Origin of the sequence: Rhizobium sp. AN73 (assembly GCF_030757975.1) — a bacterium.
In the GTDB taxonomy this organism is placed as follows: domain Bacteria; phylum Pseudomonadota; class Alphaproteobacteria; order Rhizobiales; family Rhizobiaceae; genus Agrobacterium; species Agrobacterium arsenijevicii.
Genome location: NZ_JARWME010000001.1, coordinates 1,808,874 through 1,828,829, shown reverse-complemented (window position 1 = coordinate 1,828,829; position 19,956 = coordinate 1,808,874). Strand labels below are relative to the sequence as shown.

13 protein-coding genes are annotated in these 19,956 nt (G+C 58.9%); 5 read left to right on the top strand and 8 right to left on the bottom strand.

The genetic code is table 11. From position 1 onward, the window contains the following. The 3 genes from RBH10_RS08155 to RBH10_RS08145 all read right to left on the bottom strand — a co-directional run bounded on the left by RBH10_RS08155 (position 1) and on the right by RBH10_RS08145 (position 3,450). Positions 1-876, bottom strand: coding sequence for an ABC transporter permease (locus tag RBH10_RS08155; RefSeq protein ID WP_281037484.1), 876 nt, complete (start codon positions 874-876; stop codon positions 1-3). Then, entirely contained in the window at positions 876-1,817 is a 942-nt protein-coding gene (locus tag RBH10_RS08150; RefSeq protein ID WP_045020724.1) for an ABC transporter permease, read from the bottom strand. Before RBH10_RS08150 ends, RBH10_RS08155 begins: the two co-directional genes overlap by 1 nt. 106 nt (positions 1,818-1,923) lie before the next feature. Continuing rightward, a complete protein-coding gene (locus tag RBH10_RS08145) occupies positions 1,924-3,450 on the bottom strand; it encodes an ABC transporter substrate-binding protein (RefSeq protein ID WP_281037485.1) in 1,527 nt (508 codons plus the stop codon). A gap of 516 nt (positions 3,451-3,966) precedes the next feature. Here RBH10_RS08145 and RBH10_RS08140 point away from each other — a divergent pair. From RBH10_RS08140 to RBH10_RS08120, 5 genes are all read left to right on the top strand, one after another. After that, positions 3,967-5,091: a glycosyltransferase family 4 protein gene (locus tag RBH10_RS08140; protein WP_281037486.1), complete on the top strand. Its 1,125-nt coding sequence runs from the start codon at positions 3,967-3,969 to the stop codon at positions 5,089-5,091. A gap of 55 nt (positions 5,092-5,146) precedes the next feature. Continuing rightward, positions 5,147-6,184, top strand: a complete 1,038-nt coding sequence (locus RBH10_RS08135; protein ID WP_281037487.1) for an acyltransferase family protein — start codon at positions 5,147-5,149, stop codon at positions 6,182-6,184. Between the two features lie 411 nt (positions 6,185-6,595). Next, positions 6,596-7,792 carry a polysaccharide biosynthesis/export family protein gene (locus RBH10_RS08130; protein WP_281037488.1) on the top strand — a complete coding sequence of 399 codons (1,197 nt, stop codon included), beginning with the start codon at positions 6,596-6,598 and terminating at the stop codon, positions 7,790-7,792. A 302-nt stretch (positions 7,793-8,094) separates the two neighbouring features. Continuing rightward, entirely contained in the window at positions 8,095-9,396 is a 1,302-nt protein-coding gene (locus RBH10_RS08125) for an efflux RND transporter periplasmic adaptor subunit (RefSeq protein WP_281037489.1), read from the top strand. Beyond that, entirely contained in the window at positions 9,393-12,536 is a 3,144-nt protein-coding gene (locus tag RBH10_RS08120; RefSeq protein ID WP_281037490.1) for an efflux RND transporter permease subunit, read from the top strand. Before RBH10_RS08125 ends, RBH10_RS08120 begins: the two co-directional genes overlap by 4 nt. A 5-nt stretch (positions 12,537-12,541) precedes the next feature. Here RBH10_RS08120 and RBH10_RS08115 read toward each other — a convergent pair whose 3' ends face one another. The 5 genes from RBH10_RS08115 to RBH10_RS08095 form a co-directional block, all read right to left on the bottom strand. Beyond that, positions 12,542-13,123, bottom strand: coding sequence for an invasion associated locus B family protein (locus tag RBH10_RS08115; RefSeq protein ID WP_281037491.1), 582 nt, complete (start codon positions 13,121-13,123; stop codon positions 12,542-12,544). Next, the gene (locus RBH10_RS08110) at positions 13,123-17,100 is read right to left on the bottom strand and encodes an autotransporter domain-containing protein (RefSeq protein ID WP_281037492.1); all 3,978 of its coding nucleotides are present in this window, start codon (positions 17,098-17,100) and stop codon (positions 13,123-13,125) included. The genes RBH10_RS08115 and RBH10_RS08110 overlap by 1 nt, the downstream gene beginning before the upstream one ends. A gap of 220 nt (positions 17,101-17,320) precedes the next feature. Then, positions 17,321-17,845 (bottom strand): flavin reductase family protein, encoded by a 525-nt coding sequence (locus RBH10_RS08105; protein ID WP_281037493.1) that lies wholly within the window; start codon positions 17,843-17,845, stop codon positions 17,321-17,323. After that, complete coding sequence (locus RBH10_RS08100; protein WP_281037494.1) at positions 17,845-18,738, bottom strand: aldo/keto reductase family oxidoreductase; 894 nt, start codon at positions 18,736-18,738, stop codon at positions 17,845-17,847. Before RBH10_RS08100 ends, RBH10_RS08105 begins: the two co-directional genes overlap by 1 nt. Beyond that, positions 18,738-19,895, bottom strand: a complete 1,158-nt coding sequence (locus RBH10_RS08095; protein ID WP_281037495.1) for an LLM class flavin-dependent oxidoreductase — start codon at positions 19,893-19,895, stop codon at positions 18,738-18,740. The genes RBH10_RS08100 and RBH10_RS08095 overlap by 1 nt, the downstream gene beginning before the upstream one ends. Positions 19,896-19,956 lie beyond the last annotated feature (61 nt).

The following is a 19,956-nucleotide window of genomic DNA, read 5'->3' as shown; positions in this document are numbered from 1 at the left end:
TTACAAATCCCTTCGCAGTCTTGGGTCGAGCATGTCCCGCAGCCCATCGCCGACCATTTGCAGCGAGAGCACGGAAAGAATGATGGCAAAGCCGGGGAAATAGGTCATCCAGTCCGCCTGGCCGATATATTGGCGGCCGGCGGAGATCATGGTTCCCCAGGTCGGAATTTCGGGGCTGACACCAAGCCCCAGGAATGAAAGGCCAGCCTCAGCCAACATGGCGCTGGCGAAAAGGAAGGTGCATTGCACGAGGATCGGCGAGATCAGATTGCGCAGCACATGCCGCGTCATGATGTGGAAGGTGGAGATGCCGAGTGCCTTCGCCGCTTCCACATAGGGCAGTTCCCGGATTACCAGCGTCGAGGCGCGCACGATGCGGGCAAGACGCGGTGAATAAACAACGGCAAGCGCGATGATGACCGTCGTCAGCGATGGGCCGAGAGCGGCCACCAGTGCGATGGCCAGCAGAATATCCGGAAATGCCATCATGGCGTCGATCAGCCGGGCGATTGGCGTGTCCAGCTTCTGGAAGAAACCGGCGAGCAGGCCGAGCGTGATGCCGATCAGCGCCGAGAGCGCCACCACGGCGGCCCCCACCAGAAGCGACAGCCTTCCGGCAAAGATGGTGCGGGAAAAGACGTCGCGGCCGAACTCGTCGGTGCCGAACCAGTAGAGTTCGCTCGGCGGTTTCAGGCGGTTCACGATCGACAGTTTCGACGGTGAATAAGGCGCGATCATCGGTGCGAAAACGGCGAGCAACACGAAGACCAGCAGCACGATCAGACCGGCAGCGACCGTCTTGCGCTTCAGAAGACGCCGAATGAACAGGACGGTCGGGTTGCGTGCCGGCGGGACGGTGGAAACAATATCGGCCATCAGTAACGAACCCTCGGATCGACCAGCAGATAAAGCATGTCGATTGCAAAATTGATGAGCACGTAAAGCCCGGCGATGACGAGAAGCGCGCCCTGGATGACCGGATAATCGCGCCGGAGAACGGCCGAGACGACGAGATTGCCGACGCCCGGCAGACCGAAAACGGTTTCCGTGACGACCGCGCCGGAAATCAGCACGGCGGCGGTCAGACCAAGTACGGTGAGGATGGGAATGAGCGCGTTCTTCAGCGCGTGTTTCATCACCACCCGGCGCTCCTTCACGCCCTTGGCTCTGGCGGTGCGAACATAATCGTCGCCAAGAACATCCAGCATCGAGGCGCGGGTGAAACGCAGAATGAGGGCTGAGGAAACGAGGCCGAGAGCGATTGCCGGCAAGGTCAGGTGGTACATGCGCTCCATGAAGCTAGCACCCGGCCCGCCATAACCCGACACCGGGAACATATCGAGCCGCACGGCGAAGAACTGCATGAGGATGAGGCCGAGCCAGAAGCTCGGAATACTCGCCGCCAGCATCGCAATGGTGGTCGCAGCCTGATCCACGAAGGAACCGCGCCGGTAAGCGGCATAGATGCCGATGGGAAGCGCGATAGCACTGGCGATCAGCAGCGAAAAGATCGTCAGGAAGAAGGTCGGTTCCGCACGGTCCAGAAGGGCAGAACCCACCGGCATGTTGAGAAAGATCGACTGGCCGAGATCGCCCTTCAGCAATTGGCCGATATAATAGACATATTGCACGCCAAGAGATTGATCGAGACCCAGCCGGGTGCGCAGTTCCGCAATGTCCTGCGCCGAGGCATCCGGCCCAAGCATCACCGCGGCCGGATCTCCGGGGGTGACGCGCAGGATGACGAAAACGATGGTGACGACGAGGAACATCACCACGATCATTCCGGCAAGTCTCTGGAAAATATACCGTATCACGAATAAAGGCTCCCGGTGGCACAAGCGGCGGACCGCTCATGCGCGACAGTTGAAGCGAAGCTGCTGAAGGGTGCCGGCAGCCCGGCACCCGTTTGCCATGGCAATATTACTTCGTGACCGAAGCGTTCCAGAAATACGGCCATGGAGCCGGATCGACGCCTTCCAGCTTGTTGGACCTGGCCGCCACGGCGTTGAAGTCACCGATCTTGATGAGCGGCAGCTCGGCATAGATCGTCTTCTGCACATTGGCCCAGAGCGCGATGCGCTTGTCCGGATCGGCTTCCGAGGTGAAGGCATCAACCGCCGCCTTGCGCGCCGGCGTATCCCACCAGCCCGGCGAACTGGTGGACAACGCGCCCATCAGCGCCGGTTCCGGCAGGAAGGGGCTGTGGCTGATATAGATGTCCCACAGCTTCGGGTCGGCGCGGCGCTGCGTCAGCGTCGCCCAGTCCACCACCTGCATATCCACCTTGAAGCCGGCAAGCTTCAGATATTCCGCGGCGACCTGCGCCATCTTGTAGTGGAACTCATACTGGCGGCTGGTGAGGATGCGCAGCGGCTCGCCATTATAACCGGCCGCTTTGAGCTTTTCAGCAGCGGCTTCCGGGTTGCCGACGTTGTAATTGCCCTCGACGCCGTCTTCCGTGTGCCAGGAGAAATTGCCGGGATAATAAGCGCCATCAAGCGCGTAAAAATCCTTGCTACCGAAAGCGGCTGCCAGCATGTCTTCCATGTTCAGCGCCTCGGTTACCGCCTTGCGCACCTCAAGCTTGGAAGACAGCCCCTCCTTGGTGTTGAACACGAAGACCGGGAAACCGAAAGGTTTCAGCATCAGCGGCTGCGACGCCGAGGAAGACTTCACCTTGTCGAAGGATTCGACCGGAATGGAATCGACATAATCATACTGGCCGGAAACGGCGGCCTCGACACGGGTATTCGGGTCAGGAACCGGAACGAAGCGGATTTCATCCAGGTATTGATGGCGCGCGCCACCGTAACCATCGCTTTCGCCGCTGCGAGACTTATAACCATCGAAACGAACGAGCTGGATATATTGGTCGGCCTTGCGCTCCTTCAGCATGTAAGGACCGGTGCCGATGAATTCGGCCATCGGCTCGGCCTGCTTTTCAGCCGGAAGAATGATGGCTGCGGAGTTGTTGAAAGCAAGCAGGGAAGTCAGCGGTGCATAGGGCTGCTTGAGGGTGATCGTCACTGTTGCTGCATCGGGTGCCGAAATATTGTCGATGAAACCGGCGGCCTGCTTGCCACGCGAGGCGATCTTCATCCAGCGGCCAAGCGAGGCGACGACATCTTCCGAGGTCATGTCGCTGCCGTCATGAAACTTGATGCCCTGCCGCAGCTTGATCGTGTAGGTTTTACCGTCAGCACCAATCTCGGGCAGGCTTTCTGCCAGAAGCGGCGTCACTTTCCAGCCCTTGTCGAAGGTATAAAGCGTTTCGAAAATATGCTGCGTGACGATACCGACGAGATCGGCCGTCGAGGCCATTGGATCAAGCGTCGGTGGCTCGCCGATCGTGGCGACATTGATCACGCCGCCCTTGTCCGCAGCCATCATCACACCCGGCGCAAGCAGCAAAGCGGCGGTGGCGAGAAATGCAAGTTTACGTCTCATTGTTAAGCTCCCAGCTCTTCGTTCCGATCTTACGTATTCTATTATTATGTTATATCAATCTTTATAACAGAATATCTCGATAAGACGCCTTGTCAATGACAATGCGGCACGACGACGGATTTCGGGGATCGGCAAAATGGGAGACAGGTCTTCGCAGGAGGCGAAAACAGAACGTAAGGCGATGAAAATGCGGCCGTTTCACCCGAAACACGGTGCGCGGCGAGAACAATCGCTTCCGGCAGGCACGGCGGGAATCACGACGGCGTTCGGCGGGAAAACGAAGGTGGAGAATTAAGAGGGCTGGATATTTCGCATTTGCGAACAAAGTGCTATTGAGGATCAGAGCAAGACCAGATTACGACAGACCTTACCTCGCATTCTTATTAATCGTTACCTTATTCGCCTTCGCCAGCCGTGTTTTTAAGGGCTGCAGACAGACCTGATATTCCAAGCCGCCGAGTTTTATTCCAAGGCGGTCCATAAATTTTTTATTACGTTGAAATTATTGAGGAAATCATGAAGACGGCAATCGTGCATGACTGGCTCACCGACAGAGGTGGGGCCGAAAAAGTGCTTCACAACCTTCTTGAAATTTATCCTCACGCGGATCTCTATTGCCTCGTTGATTTCATGAGCGATCGAGACCGGGGCTTTCTCGGCGGCAGGCCGGTCAACACCTCCTTCATCCAGAAGCTGCCATTCGCCCGGAAAAAATATCGCTCCTATCTGCCGCTGATGCCGCTCGCCATCGAGCAATTCGATCTCAGCGGTTACGATCTGGTGATTTCCTCAAGCTACGCCGTCGCCAAGGGCGTCATCACCGGTCCCGGCCAGTTTCACGTCTCCTACATCCATAGCCCCATCCGTTATGCCTGGGATCTTCAGCATCAGTACCTGAAGGAATCGAAGCTCAATCGTGGTTTAGCCTCCTGGATCGCCCGTGCCGTTCTTCACTATATTCGCATGTGGGACATCCGCACTGCCAACGGCGTCGATCTGATGACGGTCAATTCCAAATTCATCCGTAGCCGGGTTCGAAAATGCTACGGACGCGACTCCACCGTGATTTATCCGCCCGTGGATACCTCCCATCTTTTCCCTTCCGACCGGAAGGGCGATTATTTCGTCACGGCTTCGCGGCTGGTACCCTATAAAAAGGTCCACCTCATCGTTGAAGCCTTTGCAAAAATGCCTGACAGACGACTGGTCGTCATCGGCGACGGGCCGGACATGAAACGCATCAGGGAAATCGCCACACCCAATGTCGAAATCCTCGGCTTCGTCGGCAATGAGGAGCTTCATAAATACATGGCGGAAGCCAAGGCATTCGTCTTCGCGGCCGAAGACGATTTCGGCATCGTTCCGGTTGAGTCGCAAGCGCTAGGAACACCCGTCATCGCCTACGGAAAAGGCGGCGTACTAGAGACTGTGGTTCCACTTGGCGCCTCCAATCAGCCAACCGGGCTTTATTTCCGTGAACAAACACCTGAGGCTATCTGCGCTGCGGTGCAGGAGTTTGTCGATAATTCTGACAGTTTCGACAAGAATGCCTGCGTCGACAATGCCGCCCGCTTTTCAAGTGAACGCTTCCTGCGGGAATTTGCCGATACCGTGAATTTCGCGCTGGCTGAGCGGGCTTGATGACAAGTAGCGCTCGGCAAGAGCCCGTCCACAAAAACTCATATTGAGCGCTTGCATGGAACCTAAAAAGTCGCGTGACAACAGCTACGATGTTGCCAAAGGCCTGTGTATAGTCCTTGTCGTCTTCGGCCATGCGGAAAGAGGGCTAAATGGTTCTGGCGCGCCGCCGCATTTCAGCCCCATGGGCTTTGTTGACTATGCAATCTACACCTTCCATATGCCGTTTTTTTTCTTCGTGTCGGGACTGTTTTTCTCCGGGGAAAATGCCGCTCCGAAGAATTTTCTCGCCAAGCTCGGAAAGAATATCGCTTATCCCTATCTGTTCTGGTCACTCCTGCATGGCAGCCTGATGGTGGCGATGGGGCACTTTGGTCTCACCAACACGACCATCGATTTCACCAGAGTCCTCGAAGTCCTGTGGAACCCGATCAGTCCCTTCTGGTTTCTCTACGCGCTGTTTTTCTGCCAGCTTGCATCATATGTGTTCGTGCAGGTACCCGCCCTTGTCCGCATGGCAATCGCGCTCGCCCTGTTCGCAGTTTTCTATCTGCAGAGCCAGCCGGTCCTATGGGATATCGCCTACGGGTTCAGCTATTTCACACTGGGAATTGTCGCCAAACAATATGGCTTTCAGCAGAGGCGATATACGGTGCGCTCATTTCTCGCGCTTCTGGCCGCCTTTGCAATTTCCACCTATTTCTCGTGGCAAACCGAAATTCCCGAACGGCTTCCTTTCATATCCGCAATCCTCGGCATATTTCTGGTTATCGCAATTTCACGCGCACTGGTTATTCGCGAAAGCGCAATTTCATCGATGTTCAAGATACTCGGCCAGTTATCCGTCGGCGTCTATGTGATGCATATCATCGCCATCGGCTTTGGCCGGGCCGTCGCGGTGAAACTGCTCCACGTAACGGACACGGCGAGCTTATTGGCGATCACAACGGTCATTGGCGTTGCCCTGCCGGCCATTGTCCAGATGGCCGCTATCCGTTTCGGGATCCATGAATGGGTGGCTCTGCCCGCCTCGGCCCACCGTCAGCGCAAAACGGACACCGCAGACCGATCACAGAGTCTGACGGGTAATCGCTAACGCAGGAAAAAATCTTTTTAAAACAAATAAATAACCCGTATTCAAGTCAAACATGAAAGAAACCGGGCAAGCGTGACAAAACTGCACTAGCGCTATGCAGCAATCGCAGTGATTATGGCGTCCACTAAATATTGAAGAGCAACGATACTGACACCACTCGGGATCATGAATATTGCGCATGTTACGGATTTTCCGGCGCAATTGAGCGATGGTCGAACTTGAAGCATCGCCTGAAATTAGGCATATGCCTGATACAAGCGTGAATATTTCGGGATGCGATTCTGCTGAACGGATGTAATGCCCGGTTGAGATTTCATTTACCGGTGTCAATTATGAAGTGCTTATTTTTTAAAACTTATACGACGTCCGGTTTGTTTCTGTTTTTCGGACAAAATTTATTTTGAGGACCAAATGCGTTTATTGAATGTTTCGATTCTGCTTGCCTCTGCAGCACTGACGGGTTGCACGGTCACCGCGGCATCCGGCCCCGATGCAGCAACCATTGAATCCAACGCTTCAGTAAAGTTCGGTTCCAAGGACAAGCAGAAAACCGCGGGCGTTGATTACGCTCTTATCGACATCAACAGTTCCGTTCTGAACTATGTCGGCGACACCACCACAGCCACCCTGCTCGGCAGTTTCGGCGGCGGCAAGGGTGGCGTTCCGGCGTTGCCGATGGGTGTTGGCGATGTGGTGCAGGTCGCAATCTTCGAAAGTCAGGCGGGCGGCCTGTTCATTCCAAACGATGCGGGCAGCCGTCCCGGCAACTTCATCAGCCTGCCGAACCAGACGGTGGACCGGGAAGGCAATATCAGTGTTCCCTATGCCGGCAAGATCCGTGCGATCGGCCGCAATGTCGAGGATGTGCAGCGCGAAATCGAAGAGCGTCTGGCCAACCGCGCCATCGAACCGCAGGTCCTCATCACCAAGATCTCCAGCCGCTCCGCGCAGGCATCCGTGCTTGGCGACGTCAAGGAACCGACGAAGGTCCAGCTTTCGGAAGCGGGCGATCGCGTTCTCGACGTTATCTCCTATGCAAAAGGCCTCAGCGCTCCGAATATCGAATCCTATGTCACGCTGATCCGTCGCGGGAAGACCGCACGCGTCAACTACAATCACCTTGTCAGCACGCCCTCCGAAAACATCTATGTCGTTCCGGGCGACACGGTCATGGTGGAGCGTGAACGCCGTACCTATCTCGCCTTCGGCGCTTCCGGTCTCAATGGTCGTTTCGAATTCGAAGATGCCGCTCTCAAGCTCTCAGATGCGCTCGGCAAGGCCGGCGGATTGCTCGATTCCCGCGCAGACCCTGCGCAGGTCTATGTCTATCGTACCGTCAAACGCGATCTTCTCGTGAAACTTGGCATCAACATGTCCAAGTTCCCGGGGCAGGAAGTTCCGGTCATCTTCCGCGCCAACCTGCGCGATCCGTCAACCTTCTTCGCCACCACGAAATTCCCGATGCAGGATCGCGATATCATCTACGTCACCAACTCGCAGGCCACCGAACTTTACAAGTTCCTGGATCTCGTCGGCTCCGTTCCCGCAACGGCAGGCAACGTCTCCGACGATGTGCTTGCGACACGCAACGCCATCCGGGCGTTCTGATCCTCGGCAACTCGAAGCTCCTGTTCAAAGCCGCCCCGGAAACGAGGCGGCTTTTTCTTTTGGCCGGAAACAGATCAGGCAAGATCCACCGTCGCGCGTTAAGCCTTGCGACCGGCATATTCTGAAAATCGCTGCGCCCCTTGTTTCGCAAGGCAACATCGAGGCCGACATTGTCGCCGCCATTACAAAAGTTTAAGGTGATTTTGCAGCGCATTGGGTGTCTTGTGGGAGGAAAGCTGCTCCCACGGCTTACCGCACATGTTCGGGAAACATGTATTGCTCTCATTTTGCGGAACCGTCAGATGAAACGTTTATGGACCGCCCTCAGCGTTCTCGCCATCGCAGCCGCCGGCGCGTGGTATTTTAAAGATCGCCTGCCGCTGGATCAAATTCCCTATCTCAAACAATTCGCCAGCGTTTCGCCACAGGCTGAAACGGCAACGGCCGATGGATCTACGGCCAAGAAGGGGCAACCGTCACAGAACGGTCAAGCGACCCAGCAGACAGGCCAAAGACAGGGCAGCGGGCGGCGCAATGGCGGCCCTCCTACCGTCAGCACCATCGCCGTCAACAAGGCGACGCTGCCGATGGACGCAACGGCGACGGGATGGGCGGTTGCGGCCGACATCACCAATATTGCGCCGCTTCAGGCCGGTCTCGTCACGGAAATCTCGGCGAAGGACGGCCAGCACATCAAGGCGGGCGATCTGATCCTCAAGATGGATGACCGTATCGCCCGTGCGGCCGTCGACAAGGACAAGGCCAATATCGCCGCCGATCAGGCAACGCTGGAACAGACGGAGGCCGCCTTCCAGCGCGCCGTCAATCTCGTCAAGCAGAGTGCAGAGTCCCAGCAGGTGCTGGATCAGGCACGGGCAGCGCGGGATTCCGCCGCCGCCAAGATCGATGCCGACAAGGCAGCGCTCGCTTCCGACCAGGTGACTCTCGAACATATGGAGATCCGCGCGCCCTTCGACGGGCGGCTCGGCGATATCACCGTCAGCCCCGGCGCCTATCTCAGCGCCGGCATCAATATTGTGACAATCACGAAATACGACCCCATCTCGGTCAGTTTCCGCCTGCCGCAGCGTTACCTGCCGCAATTGCGCGAAGGCGTCCAGAAGGACACCGCGGTGGACGTCGACCCGGCAGCGACCGGCGGCGAACCCATGAGCGGCATGCTGCGTTTTTACGACAACGTCGTGGACCAGACATCTGGAACCGTGCTTGCCAAAGCGGAATTCAAGAACGATCGCGGCCTGTTGTGGCCCGGCCAGTCCGTCAATGTCACTGCCCATTTCGTCTCGGACGAGGAAATGATCGTCGTGCCGACGGTTGCCGTGCGGCCGGGACCAAAGGGCAATTTCGTCTACACTGTCGATGGCGATCACCGCGTCCATATGACAACCGTGGAAGTCGCCCGCTCGAACGGCGATCTCACCGCCATTGCAGGTGGCCTGTCCGGCGGCGAGCATGTGATCATCGAAGGCCAATCGGGACTTGCCGACGGCCAGCAGGTGGTCGAGCAATTCTCCGACAAGGGTGGCGCGGCCGCCAATCTGGCCGCCAATATTCCGCAGCAGGAACAGGTTGGTAACCCATGATCCCGAATTTCTGCATCAACCGCCCCGTCGCAACCACCCTTCTCGCCATAGGCCTCGTGCTCGCGGGGCTTGCCGGTTTCCGCCTGCTACCCGTCGCCGCATTGCCGAAAGTCGATTTTCCGACGATCAGCGTCTCGTCGTCGCTGTCGGGCGCTTCGCCGCAAACCATGGCCACATCAGTCACCACGCCACTGGTCAAGCAGTTCGAGACCATTCCAGGCGTCAGCGAAATCAGCGCCACCAACACGCTGGGCAACAGCTCCATCGTGCTGCAGTTCGATCTCAACCGTGACATCGACGCCGCGGCAGCCGATGTGCAGGCCGCAATCTCGCGTGCGCAGCGGCAGTTGCCGAGCAACATGACGACGACGCCGAGTTACCGCAAGACCAACCCGGCCGATGCGCCGGTGCTGCTGCTTGCCATCAACAGCAAGGAAATGCCGACCAGCAAGGTGGACGAAATCGCCGAGAATATCATCTCGCCGCTGCTTTCGACCATTTCCGGCGTCGCGCAGGTGAGTATCTACGGCGCGCAGACCTATGCCGTGCGCATCGGCCTCGACCCGTCGCAGCTTCAGGCAAGAGGGCTCGGCGTCGATACCGTCACAACCGCCATCGCGCAGGCGAACAATCAGGTGCCCGTGGGCGCATTGCAGAACGATAACCAGCGCCTGACGATCGAGGCCGATACCCAGCGCACCGACGCGGCGGCCTTCCGCTCGCTGGTCGTGGCGACAAGCAACGGCGCATCCATCCATCTCGGCGATATCGCCAATGTCACCGACAGCATCGACAACCCTAATGCCGGCAGCTGGTTCGACGGCGAACAGGCAATCGTTCTTGCCGTGCAGCGCCAGCCGGACGCCAACACCGTGGACGTGGTGGATGCCATCAGGGCCAAGTTACCGGCGCTGCGCCAGCAATTGCCGCCCTCGGTCAATATCAACGTCATGAACGACGCGTCGACCGCAATTAAGGACGCGATCTCCGACGTGCAGTTCACGTTGCTCCTCACCATCGGGCTGGTGGTTGCAGTCATTTATCTCTTCACCGGGCATCTGACGGCAACCATCATTCCGGGCCTTGCCGTGCCGCTGTCACTGATCACCGCCTTCGGCGCCATGTATGTTCTGGGATACAGTATCGACAACATCTCGCTACTCGGACTGACCTTGTCGGTCGGGCTTGTGGTGGACGATGCGATCGTCATGCTGGAAAACATCCTGCGACTGCATGAAGAAAAGGGCCTGACGATGCGCGAGGCGGCCCTTCAGGGCGCGGCGGAAGTCAGCGGCACCATTCTGTCCATGTCCATTTCGCTGGTTGCGGTGTTCATTCCCATTCTGTTGATGGGCGGGGTAATCGGCAGGCTGTTCAACGAATTCGGCATGGTCGTCACGCTGGCGATCATGGCGTCGGCGCTGGTTTCCCTGACCGTCACGCCGATGCTCGCCTCGCGGCTTTCCGGCCAGTCCTCCAGACCGCCGGCGATCATCCGCTGGTTCGATGCCGGCTTCGAGCGCACGCTTCGCCTCTATGGCAACGCCGTCGGCTGGTGTCTTTCCCATCGCCGCGTGGTTCTGGGCGCGTTCCTGGCATCGGTTGCGGCTTCGCTCTATTTGTTCGAAACCCTGCCCTCCAGCTTCTTCCCGCAGGAGGATATCGGCCGTCTTTCCGTATCAACGCAGGCGCGCGAGGACATTTCCTATACCGCGATGCGTGATCTTCAGGCGCAGGTGGCTGATCAGATCCGCAAGAACCCGGCCGTGGTGCATGTCACCTCCACCGTCGGCGGCAATTCCCGCAATCCGCTGAATAACGGCTCGATGTTCGTCGAGCTGAAACCCAAGGAAGAGCGCGCACCGCTCAGCCAGGTACTGGCGGAACTGGGGCAGGCCACGTCGAAGGTGGCGGGCATCCGCACCTATATCAATCCGCAGCAGAGCCTGCGTTTGGGCGGACGCAGCTCCGCGAGCCAATACCAGCTCGTCATTCAGGGCCTGAATGCCGACTCGACCAATGAATGGTCGAACAAGCTGATGGAGGCGATGCGCCGCGACCACACGTTCACCGCTGTCACCTCCGACGCCCAGAACGGCGCAATCGCCGCCACGATCTCGGTCGACCCGGAAAAGGCCGCCGCCTTCGGCATCACCAACGATCAGCTGCGCAAGACCTTGGAAATGTCGTTCGGTGGTTATACCGCGGCACAGATACAGTCGACCGGCGACAGCTACGACGTGATTGTGGAGTTCGACAGCTCGAAACAATGGAATGACGATTTCCTCAGCGACATCAACATTCTCTCGGCAAAATCGGGCGCTCTGGTTCCGCTTTCCAACTTCGCCACCCTCACCCGCACGCAAGCACCAGTCACCATCAACCAGACGGGCCAGCTTGTTTCCACCACGGTCTCCTTCAATCTGCCGGATGGCGTGGCGCTTTCGGATGCAACGAGCCGCATCGACCAGATCAAAACCACCATCGGCCTGCCGCAGGACGTCTTCACCAGCTATGGCGGCACGGCGGCGATCTTCCAGCAGAGCCAGGGTAATACCGGCATCCTCATTCTGGCGGCGGTGCTGACCATCTATGTGGTGCTGGGCGTGCTCTACGAGAGCTTCATCCATCCGCTGACCATCCTTTCCGGCCTGCCGGCGGCGGCCTTCGGTGCGCTGGTGGCGCTGAAGGTGATGGGCATGGATTTCTCGATCATCGCGCTCATCGGCCTGTTGATGCTGATTGGTATCGTCAAGAAAAACGCGATCATGATGATCGACGTGGCGGTTGAACTGATACGCGAAGAGGGCGAACCGCCCACCCGCGCCATTCACGAAGCCTGCGTGCGCCGTTTCCGGCCGATCATGATGACGACTTTCTGCGCGTTGCTGGGCGCCCTGCCCATCGCGCTTGGCTCCGGCGCCAGCTCTGAATTGCGCCAACCGCTCGGCGTCGCCGTGGTCGGCGGTCTTATCGTCTCGCAATTGCTGACGTTGTTCATCACCCCGGTCATCTTCGTGGAAATGGACCGTTTGGGCACCTACCTCACCGGACTGTTTTCGCGCAAGAAATCGGTCGAAAAACATGCCGAACCGCAAAAGCCGGAAGGTGCGAGCGAACCCGATTCCGTCGCGGCCTGAATGCTCTAATGCAAGCTTCCGAGGCGCTCCAACGCCTCGGAAAATCCCTGCCCCTGCAACTGGAACGAAACCGTTCGGCCTTGCAGATCAGGAGCCTCTATCGTCAGGGTTTGCCCCGCCTTCAACGCAGAGACCAGCTCGACGAACGGCGTGAAGGAAACGATGCAGCCCACCGGCAGGCAGGTGCTGACCTGAACTTCCTGGAGCCTCACATTTCCGGATTTTACCGAAAATAGCTTAGTGACGGCAAGGCCGAAAGGCATGACGATGGTGCCGGAAAGCTTGTCCGACGTACCGCTATCATCAAGCCGGAACTCGACGGAGACGACCAGCTTGCGCGTCTTTTCCTCTAGCTGGACCTGTGCGATGGCGCAGAGCGGTTTTACCGCCTCCGCCACCGGAGTTTTGGCGTCGGCACCATCTTTTTTCGCAGGCGCCGCGCAGGCAAGCTGCCAGCTTCCGTGAACCTCGTGCAAAGGTGCAGTGGTCTTTACCGCCTCTTGCGCATTTGCATCGCCTGCCGTCACTCCGGCGGACAGGAGCACCGCGAGAGCCGTCTTCCAGAGCATGTTTTGACCGCGTTTCATCAGAAACGAACTCCCAGTTCGGCAAAGGCGGATTGATCCAGCACACCTGCCCCGAAAACCGCACCGTAACGGAATGTCAAAGTGGCGGAGGGATTGAGGTCATAGCTCAGCCCCAAATTCAGCAATGCTACGTCGCGCGCTGTCGCGGCACTCGTGACGGAAAAGGCACTCCCGCCCTCGTAGAACAATGTGCTCGCAAGCGTCGGATCACCATAGGTATGACGCCATGCCACATCGAACATCGCGCGGCCAAGCATTCCCTCAAGGGCGATATCGCGCGTGACGCGCGCGCCGAGCGTCGAATAGAGTTGACCATGGTTTTCGGAGCCGGAAGAAACGGCAGCGATGCCGCCCGTCTCCCGGAAAGCATCCGTATGAGTGCTCACGTAGCCGATATTGGCATAAGGCTCGATATGGGTAAGGTCGAAATCGAAACGCCAGGCGGCCTCAGTAAAGACCTGCGTGGTCGAGGCGTTGTAGCTGGCGGCAAGCTCTTCCTTCAACGTCGAAAACGAAATCGCCCGGCGAGTTTCGACATCCTGAAAGGCGTGGATTGCGCCAAAGCGCAGAGATGCCGGGCCGACAGCTGTGCCCGCATAGGCGGCCAGATAATAGCTATCCACATCAGCAGTCGCGCCGAGCGCAGCCTGACTGATGGCATCGCGCCCGTAACCGGCTGCCACCCCGGCGCGCCAGCTATTGCCCAAGTCTCCATCGAGACCGAAAAGAGCGCCGCCGCCCTTGGTATCGACCGACGAACCATTACCGTCGCCATCTGTCCGTCCACGCGAACCGAAACCGCTGGACCAGAATGTCAGTGACCCATCATTGAGGTTGAACGGGTCCGGCTCGCCCTGCGCATAGGCAACCGGCAAGATCGGGCGCGCATCGACACCTTCAAAGGCGCTGCGCAGCCGGTTGAGAATGACATCGCGGGTCTGGCCACTGCGATTGATCAGCGCCATGGCGAGTGAGGGATGGATTTCCCCGGCAAGCTGCGAGAAGGCGGATTGCGTTTCACCCCGCCCCATAAACACGGCCGCCCCGTAGACTGGCGAGGCTTCTCCCAGCGCCTCGACGGCATTGGCGGCCGCGTGTGCATTCGCCGTCGATGTCCCGGCGGCAAGAAAGCCGGCGTCCTGCGATGCGAGGCCGAAAGACAGGTAGGCGGTGCCATTGTCGGCGCTCTTTGCGGCCTTGGTGGTCAGATAGGCGAAATTTCCGTCAATGCTTGAGAATGTGCCGCTAATCCCGCCTGTCGCTGTCAGGATCGTGTATCGGGTGCCGAGGCTGTAGGCCGAATGCCTCTCAAGCGGCGTGACGATGAGGCTCACATCATTGTCGATGGTGACCGTGCCGGTCACGGCAAGCCTGTCGGAGTTGCCGGCAGCATCGATTTCGACGGCATAGGTCGAGCCGCTGGCAAATGTCGCATTACCTGTGGAAGTCAGCGTGCCGATGGAATTGCCGGGCGCAAGCGTGCCGCCCGACCTCACGGTCAGGCCGCCAATGGTACCGGAACCGCCAAGCGTCGCGCCGCTGCCGACCGAGACGGCGCTGGCAAGCGAACCGTTGACGCTGAGCTTTCCGGACGAAACTTCGGTGACGCCGGTATAGGTGCTGTTTCCGGTCAGGACCAGATTGCCGTCGCCGGTCTTTTCAAAGGCGCCGGTACCGTTGATGGCATTGGAAAGCGTGCCCGCCCCGTCAACGACCAGTTGCGCATTGTTGGCGATCCCACCCGAGCCGAAACTTTTCGCGTTTCCCTTCAGCGTACCACTCGAAATCGTGGTGCCGCCTGAATAGCTGTTATTGCCGGCAAGTGTCGTGACGCCGCTTTCCGCAACAACGCGACCTGCCCCGGAAATATCGGCGGAAAGCACATAGCCGGTCTCGGAATGGTTAAAAACAACGCTGCCATTACCAGCACCGAAGGCGATCGTACGCGCTTCCACCGCACCGGCCGAACGAGCCGTTTGCCCGGCCGCCGCGCCGATGTTCAAAACCCCTGTCGACCCTGCATCCATGGCGATGAGAATGGTTGGGGCAGCAAGCGAGGCACCGCCTGTCACCTCCACGGAACCGTTTCCGGCGATGCCCGCGACCATAAGATCGTCGGCGACGACACGAGATCCCGCGCCGCTGACCACCACCCTGCCGTTCGATCCGACCTCACTGCCGACATAAAGTTCGTAGGCATGGAGCGAGGCGCCATTCGTGACGGTCAAATTGCCGGATCCCTCGAAACCGACATTCACGGAACCGGAAATAGCCGAGCGATTGTCGACATAGGCGGTGACGTTCGAACCTGCACCGGTAATCGTCATCGTGCCGGAGGAACCGGCAAATTCACCGAGCAGAACCGACGCCGCGCGGATGCCGCCGCCGGCGCTCACCGTCACCTCTCCGGCAGTCCCGCTGCCGTATCCGACGAAAAACGTGCCGGTCATCGTCCAGCTCGATCCGCCGCCAGTCACGGTGACGGCCGAAGCGGAGGCGCCACGGGTCGCGACATATCCGTCACGGCTCTCCACCGTGCCCCCAGCCCCGACAGTCATGGATCCATTACCGTCGAGGCCGACATGAAGATCGCCGCGGCTTTGCAACGTGCTGCCAGCCCCGGACACCGTGGCGGAGCCGGTGCCGCCGCCATTCGTCCCGATGATGGTATTTGCCGCATCGACAAGGCCGCCGCCGGTAACAGCCAATGAACCCGTGCCGGTTGCCCCCACTTCGAGATTGCCGCCACCAACCGTCCAGACCGAGCCCTGCCCATCCACGACGGCAGCGCCGGTTGCGCCCGCGACGACGCCAAGGCGCGCCTTTGTGCTTTGCACCGAGCCGCCCGCCGTGACGTTGAGTGTGCCGTTGCCGGCTGGACCATTCGGATCGGAGATGTCGCCGCCGACCTGCAGATCGCCCGTCGTCCATTTCGAACCGTCGCCGATCACCGTCGCCGAGCTTTCCGAATGGCGACCGATAACCGCGTCAAAGCTGTTGACCGTTCCCGCTGCCTCGACCCGAAGCGTCCCAGCACCTCCATTGCCGACCATCAATGTATCGCCGCTTTGCAGCGAAGAGCCGAGACGGCTGACCGTGACGGCGCTTCCATCCGCCGAAGCCAGATTGGCGATTATCGTCGTCGTTTGGCTGATGACGGCTCCACCGCCGGTGATGGTGAGCGTACCGACACCAGCGTCGCCGACCACCATACCGTTCGTTACGTTCCAGCGGCTATCTTTGCCGGAAACGAGCGCGTTTCCCGTCGTACCCACATCCTCGGCCAGAACGCCCACTCTGCTTTCCAGAGTGCTGGCGGCTAGTACGTTCAGACTGCCGTTACCGCCGGAAGGCAACGCGCTGCCGGTGTTGCCCACGGAAACAGTACCGGAACTTGTGAGGCTGGACGAATTGTCGAGCGTGAGTGAGCCGTTTCCCGCTCCGATCCCGCCAATAAGGATGTCCTTGGAAGACGCCGTCGTGCCGTGCAGCAAACGAAGGTCGCCTATACCGTTACCGCCGACAGAGACTGCACCGGCATTCACCCAGTTCGCACCCGAAAAGGTCGCGGTTCCGGACGATCCATTGGCTATACCGAGGTCAAACGAATTCGTCCGAAGGCCGCCTTCCACCACCAGCGTGCCGACGCCGCCAACATTGACACCAATCGACAGTTCATGGGCTTCGGCGTTTGTGCCTATCGTGATTGCCGGTCCGAAGCTATTGATCATGACATCATCGCCGGCACCCGGCACATGACGCGACGGGCCCCAGTCAGCGCCCGTAAACCAGTCACCCCCACCGGAACCTGTCCAGAGCAATGTTTCAGCCGCAGCATTCGGCACGGCAACAACAGAGAACATCAGGGAAAAAACGCCTGTCACGCTGCAGGCGACAAACCCGCGCAACGTCGTTCCACGCATTTCCGCTGTCGGGCAGGTTTCCCTTTCCGAAACATGGCAGAAACAAGCGGACATTCGATCTCCTTCACCCGCCCGAGACGTGGCTCTCTTTCGACCGACGAATCATTTTCGAATCAAGTCAATTAGACCCGTTTTAAAGATCATTTCGAGTATGAATAGTGTAGAACTGCGTTTTTACTGTCTGAAAAAAATATAAAACGGAGCACGACGGGCGCGCTCCGTTTGTATAGATGGCAAGGCGGGAGACCGGGAGAGAAAAGCCCCCGGCTTTTGCTCACTGCTTGGAAAACCGACCGAAAGCCCCACCCGAAAAACACAAGGGATCGCCATCGCGGTGAGCGGCGCGCAACACTTCGCCGACGATGATGGTGTGGTCACCCGCATCATGGGCGGCAGCCCGACGGCATTCGAAACGGGCAAGCGTACCGGGAATGACCGGAACGCCTTCGTCGTTCATTTCCCAGTCGAGATCGTCGAAGGCGTGACCGTTGCGCGTAAAGCGGGCGCTCAGCACGTCCTGATCGGCACTCAGCACATGGATGGCGAAATGGGTCGCACCGCTGAAGGCCGGATATCGCGACGAGTTTTTGGCTGGAGACCACAGCACCAGCGGCGGATCGAGCGATACCGACGCAAAACTGTTGACCGTCATGCCGATCGGCCCCTCCGGCGTGGTAGCCGTCACCACCGTGACACCGGTGGTGAAAGCGCCGAGCGCGTTGCGAAAGCTGCGGCTGTTTTCGCCGCCGGGAACGAATATGCGCTCGTTCGGCATTTTGATTGCTTCAGTGACTGACATCAGGGCACCTCGCTTCCGGTCGCAAGTGTATAAAGCTCAAACCACGTCTGGCGGTCGATCGTGACGCGCAGGGCGTCAGTCGCCGTTTTAATACGCTGAATATTGTTGGTGCCGAGCACCGGCACGATCTTCGCCGGATGCCGCAGCAGCCAGGCGATGGCGACGGCGGTAGCATCGACGCCCTGCTCCTTGCCGATGCGCTGCAGGGCAGCCATGGTTCCACCGTGAGCGCCGGAGAACAGCGAGCCGCCGCCAAGCGGCGACCATGCCATCGGAGAAACCCGCTTTTCCTGTAGGAAGGCCAGATCGCCATTGGTGAAGCTATCTGTGGCAAGAAGGCTCATTTCGATCTGGTTCGTAACCAGCCTGTTCTTCATGGCCGATTGCAGCAGCGAGAAATCCCACGGGCGGAAGTTGGAAACGCCCACAGCCTTGACCTTGCCGGACGCCACCAGCGCGTCGAGCGCCTTGCCGGTTTCCTCCGCATCGATCAGCGGATCGGGCCTGTGGATGAGCAGCAGATCGACATGATCCGTTCCCATGTCGCGCAGGGAGGCTTCGACCGAAGCATTGATATGGCCGGCCGTCGTATCGTAGTGCTTGACGCGGGCGGCGGAGTGACGTCCGGCTGGCGCCACGATGCCACATTTGGTGACGATTTCGATCTTGTCGCGAAGGGACGGAGCAGCCTTCAGCCCCGCGCCCAGAATGGCTTCCGCCGTATATCCGCCGTAGATATCGGCCTGATCCATGGTGGTGATGCCCTGCGCCAGGCAGGCTTCGATCTTGGCCTGCACATGGGCGGGCGAAGTGTCTGCATCGTCGCCGATGCGCCACATGCCGTAAACGATGCGGCTTAGTTCCAGTGTTTCAGAAAGAGCGATACGTTCCATCAGTGGCGTTTCCCGTTGCCGAGCGGCGTCGCCGGCGTTTCAGAAGGCACCCGGCCGTAGGCATGCGGCAGGGAGCAGGTTTTCATCTGCGGCAGAACCTTCGTACCGAAGTGTTCCGCCTCGTCGATGTGGGGATAACCGGAAAGGATGAAGGCACGAATGCCCATCTTCTGGTACTCCTCCAGCGTCGACAGGACCTTGTCAGTCGAACCGACCAGCGCAGCACCACAGCCAGACCGCGCCCGGCCGATGCCGGTCCACAGATTGGGTTCGACATAACCGAACTTGTCGGCCAGTTCGCGGCTGCGCGCCTGATGCGACACGCCGAGCGAGCTGCTGTCATGCGCGCGGTTGCGGATCAGTTGCCCATATTCGTCATCGAGCTTCGAGACAAGATGCTCGGCATATTCGCGCGCTTCCTGCTCGGTATCGCGCACCACCATATGGACACGCAGGCCGTAATCCAGCGTGCGGCCATGGGCGGCAGCGCGTTCATTGGCGGCGCGCATGCGTTCAGCCAGTTGGTCCTTCGTCTCCGGCCACATCAGATAGACGTCGCATTGCGCGCCGCAAAGTTCCAGCGCATCCGGCGAATAACCGCCAAAATAGAGCAGCGGACCGCCATTCTGCTGGTAAGGCCGTGCCGGCTCGGTCGAAACACCCTTGAACTGGTAGATTTCACCGTCATGGTCAATGGTGTCGCGCGTCCAGGCCTGTCGCAGTATCTGCACGACTTCATGGCTGCGCTTGTAGCGAAACGCGCTGTCGGCCACCTCTCCGGGGAAATCGGAGCTGATGACGTTGAGCGTGAGACGTCCTTTCAACATATGGTCGAGCGTCGCAACCGTGCGCGCCAGCATGATCGGCTGCATCTCGCCGCAACGGATCGCGGCAAGAAAATTGATGCGATCGCTGATGGGCGCGCAGCCGGCAACAAAGCTCAGCGTATCCTGCCCGACCTGATAGGACGAGGGGCAGAGGATGTTGCGGAAACCGAGCTCTTCTGCCTTTTTGACGATGTCGTAGCAATGCTCGAAGCTGGAACGCAGGCTGCCATCCGGCACACCCAGATAGGCGTAATCGTCGGAACACAGGGCGGAGAACCAGGAGACCTCGGCAGCATCGAGATCAGCGGATGTAACGGGTACGACGGTCATTCAATTCCTCCTCAAAGCCGCTCTCGTTTTTCTTGCATAACATCAAGAAATATGTAAATCA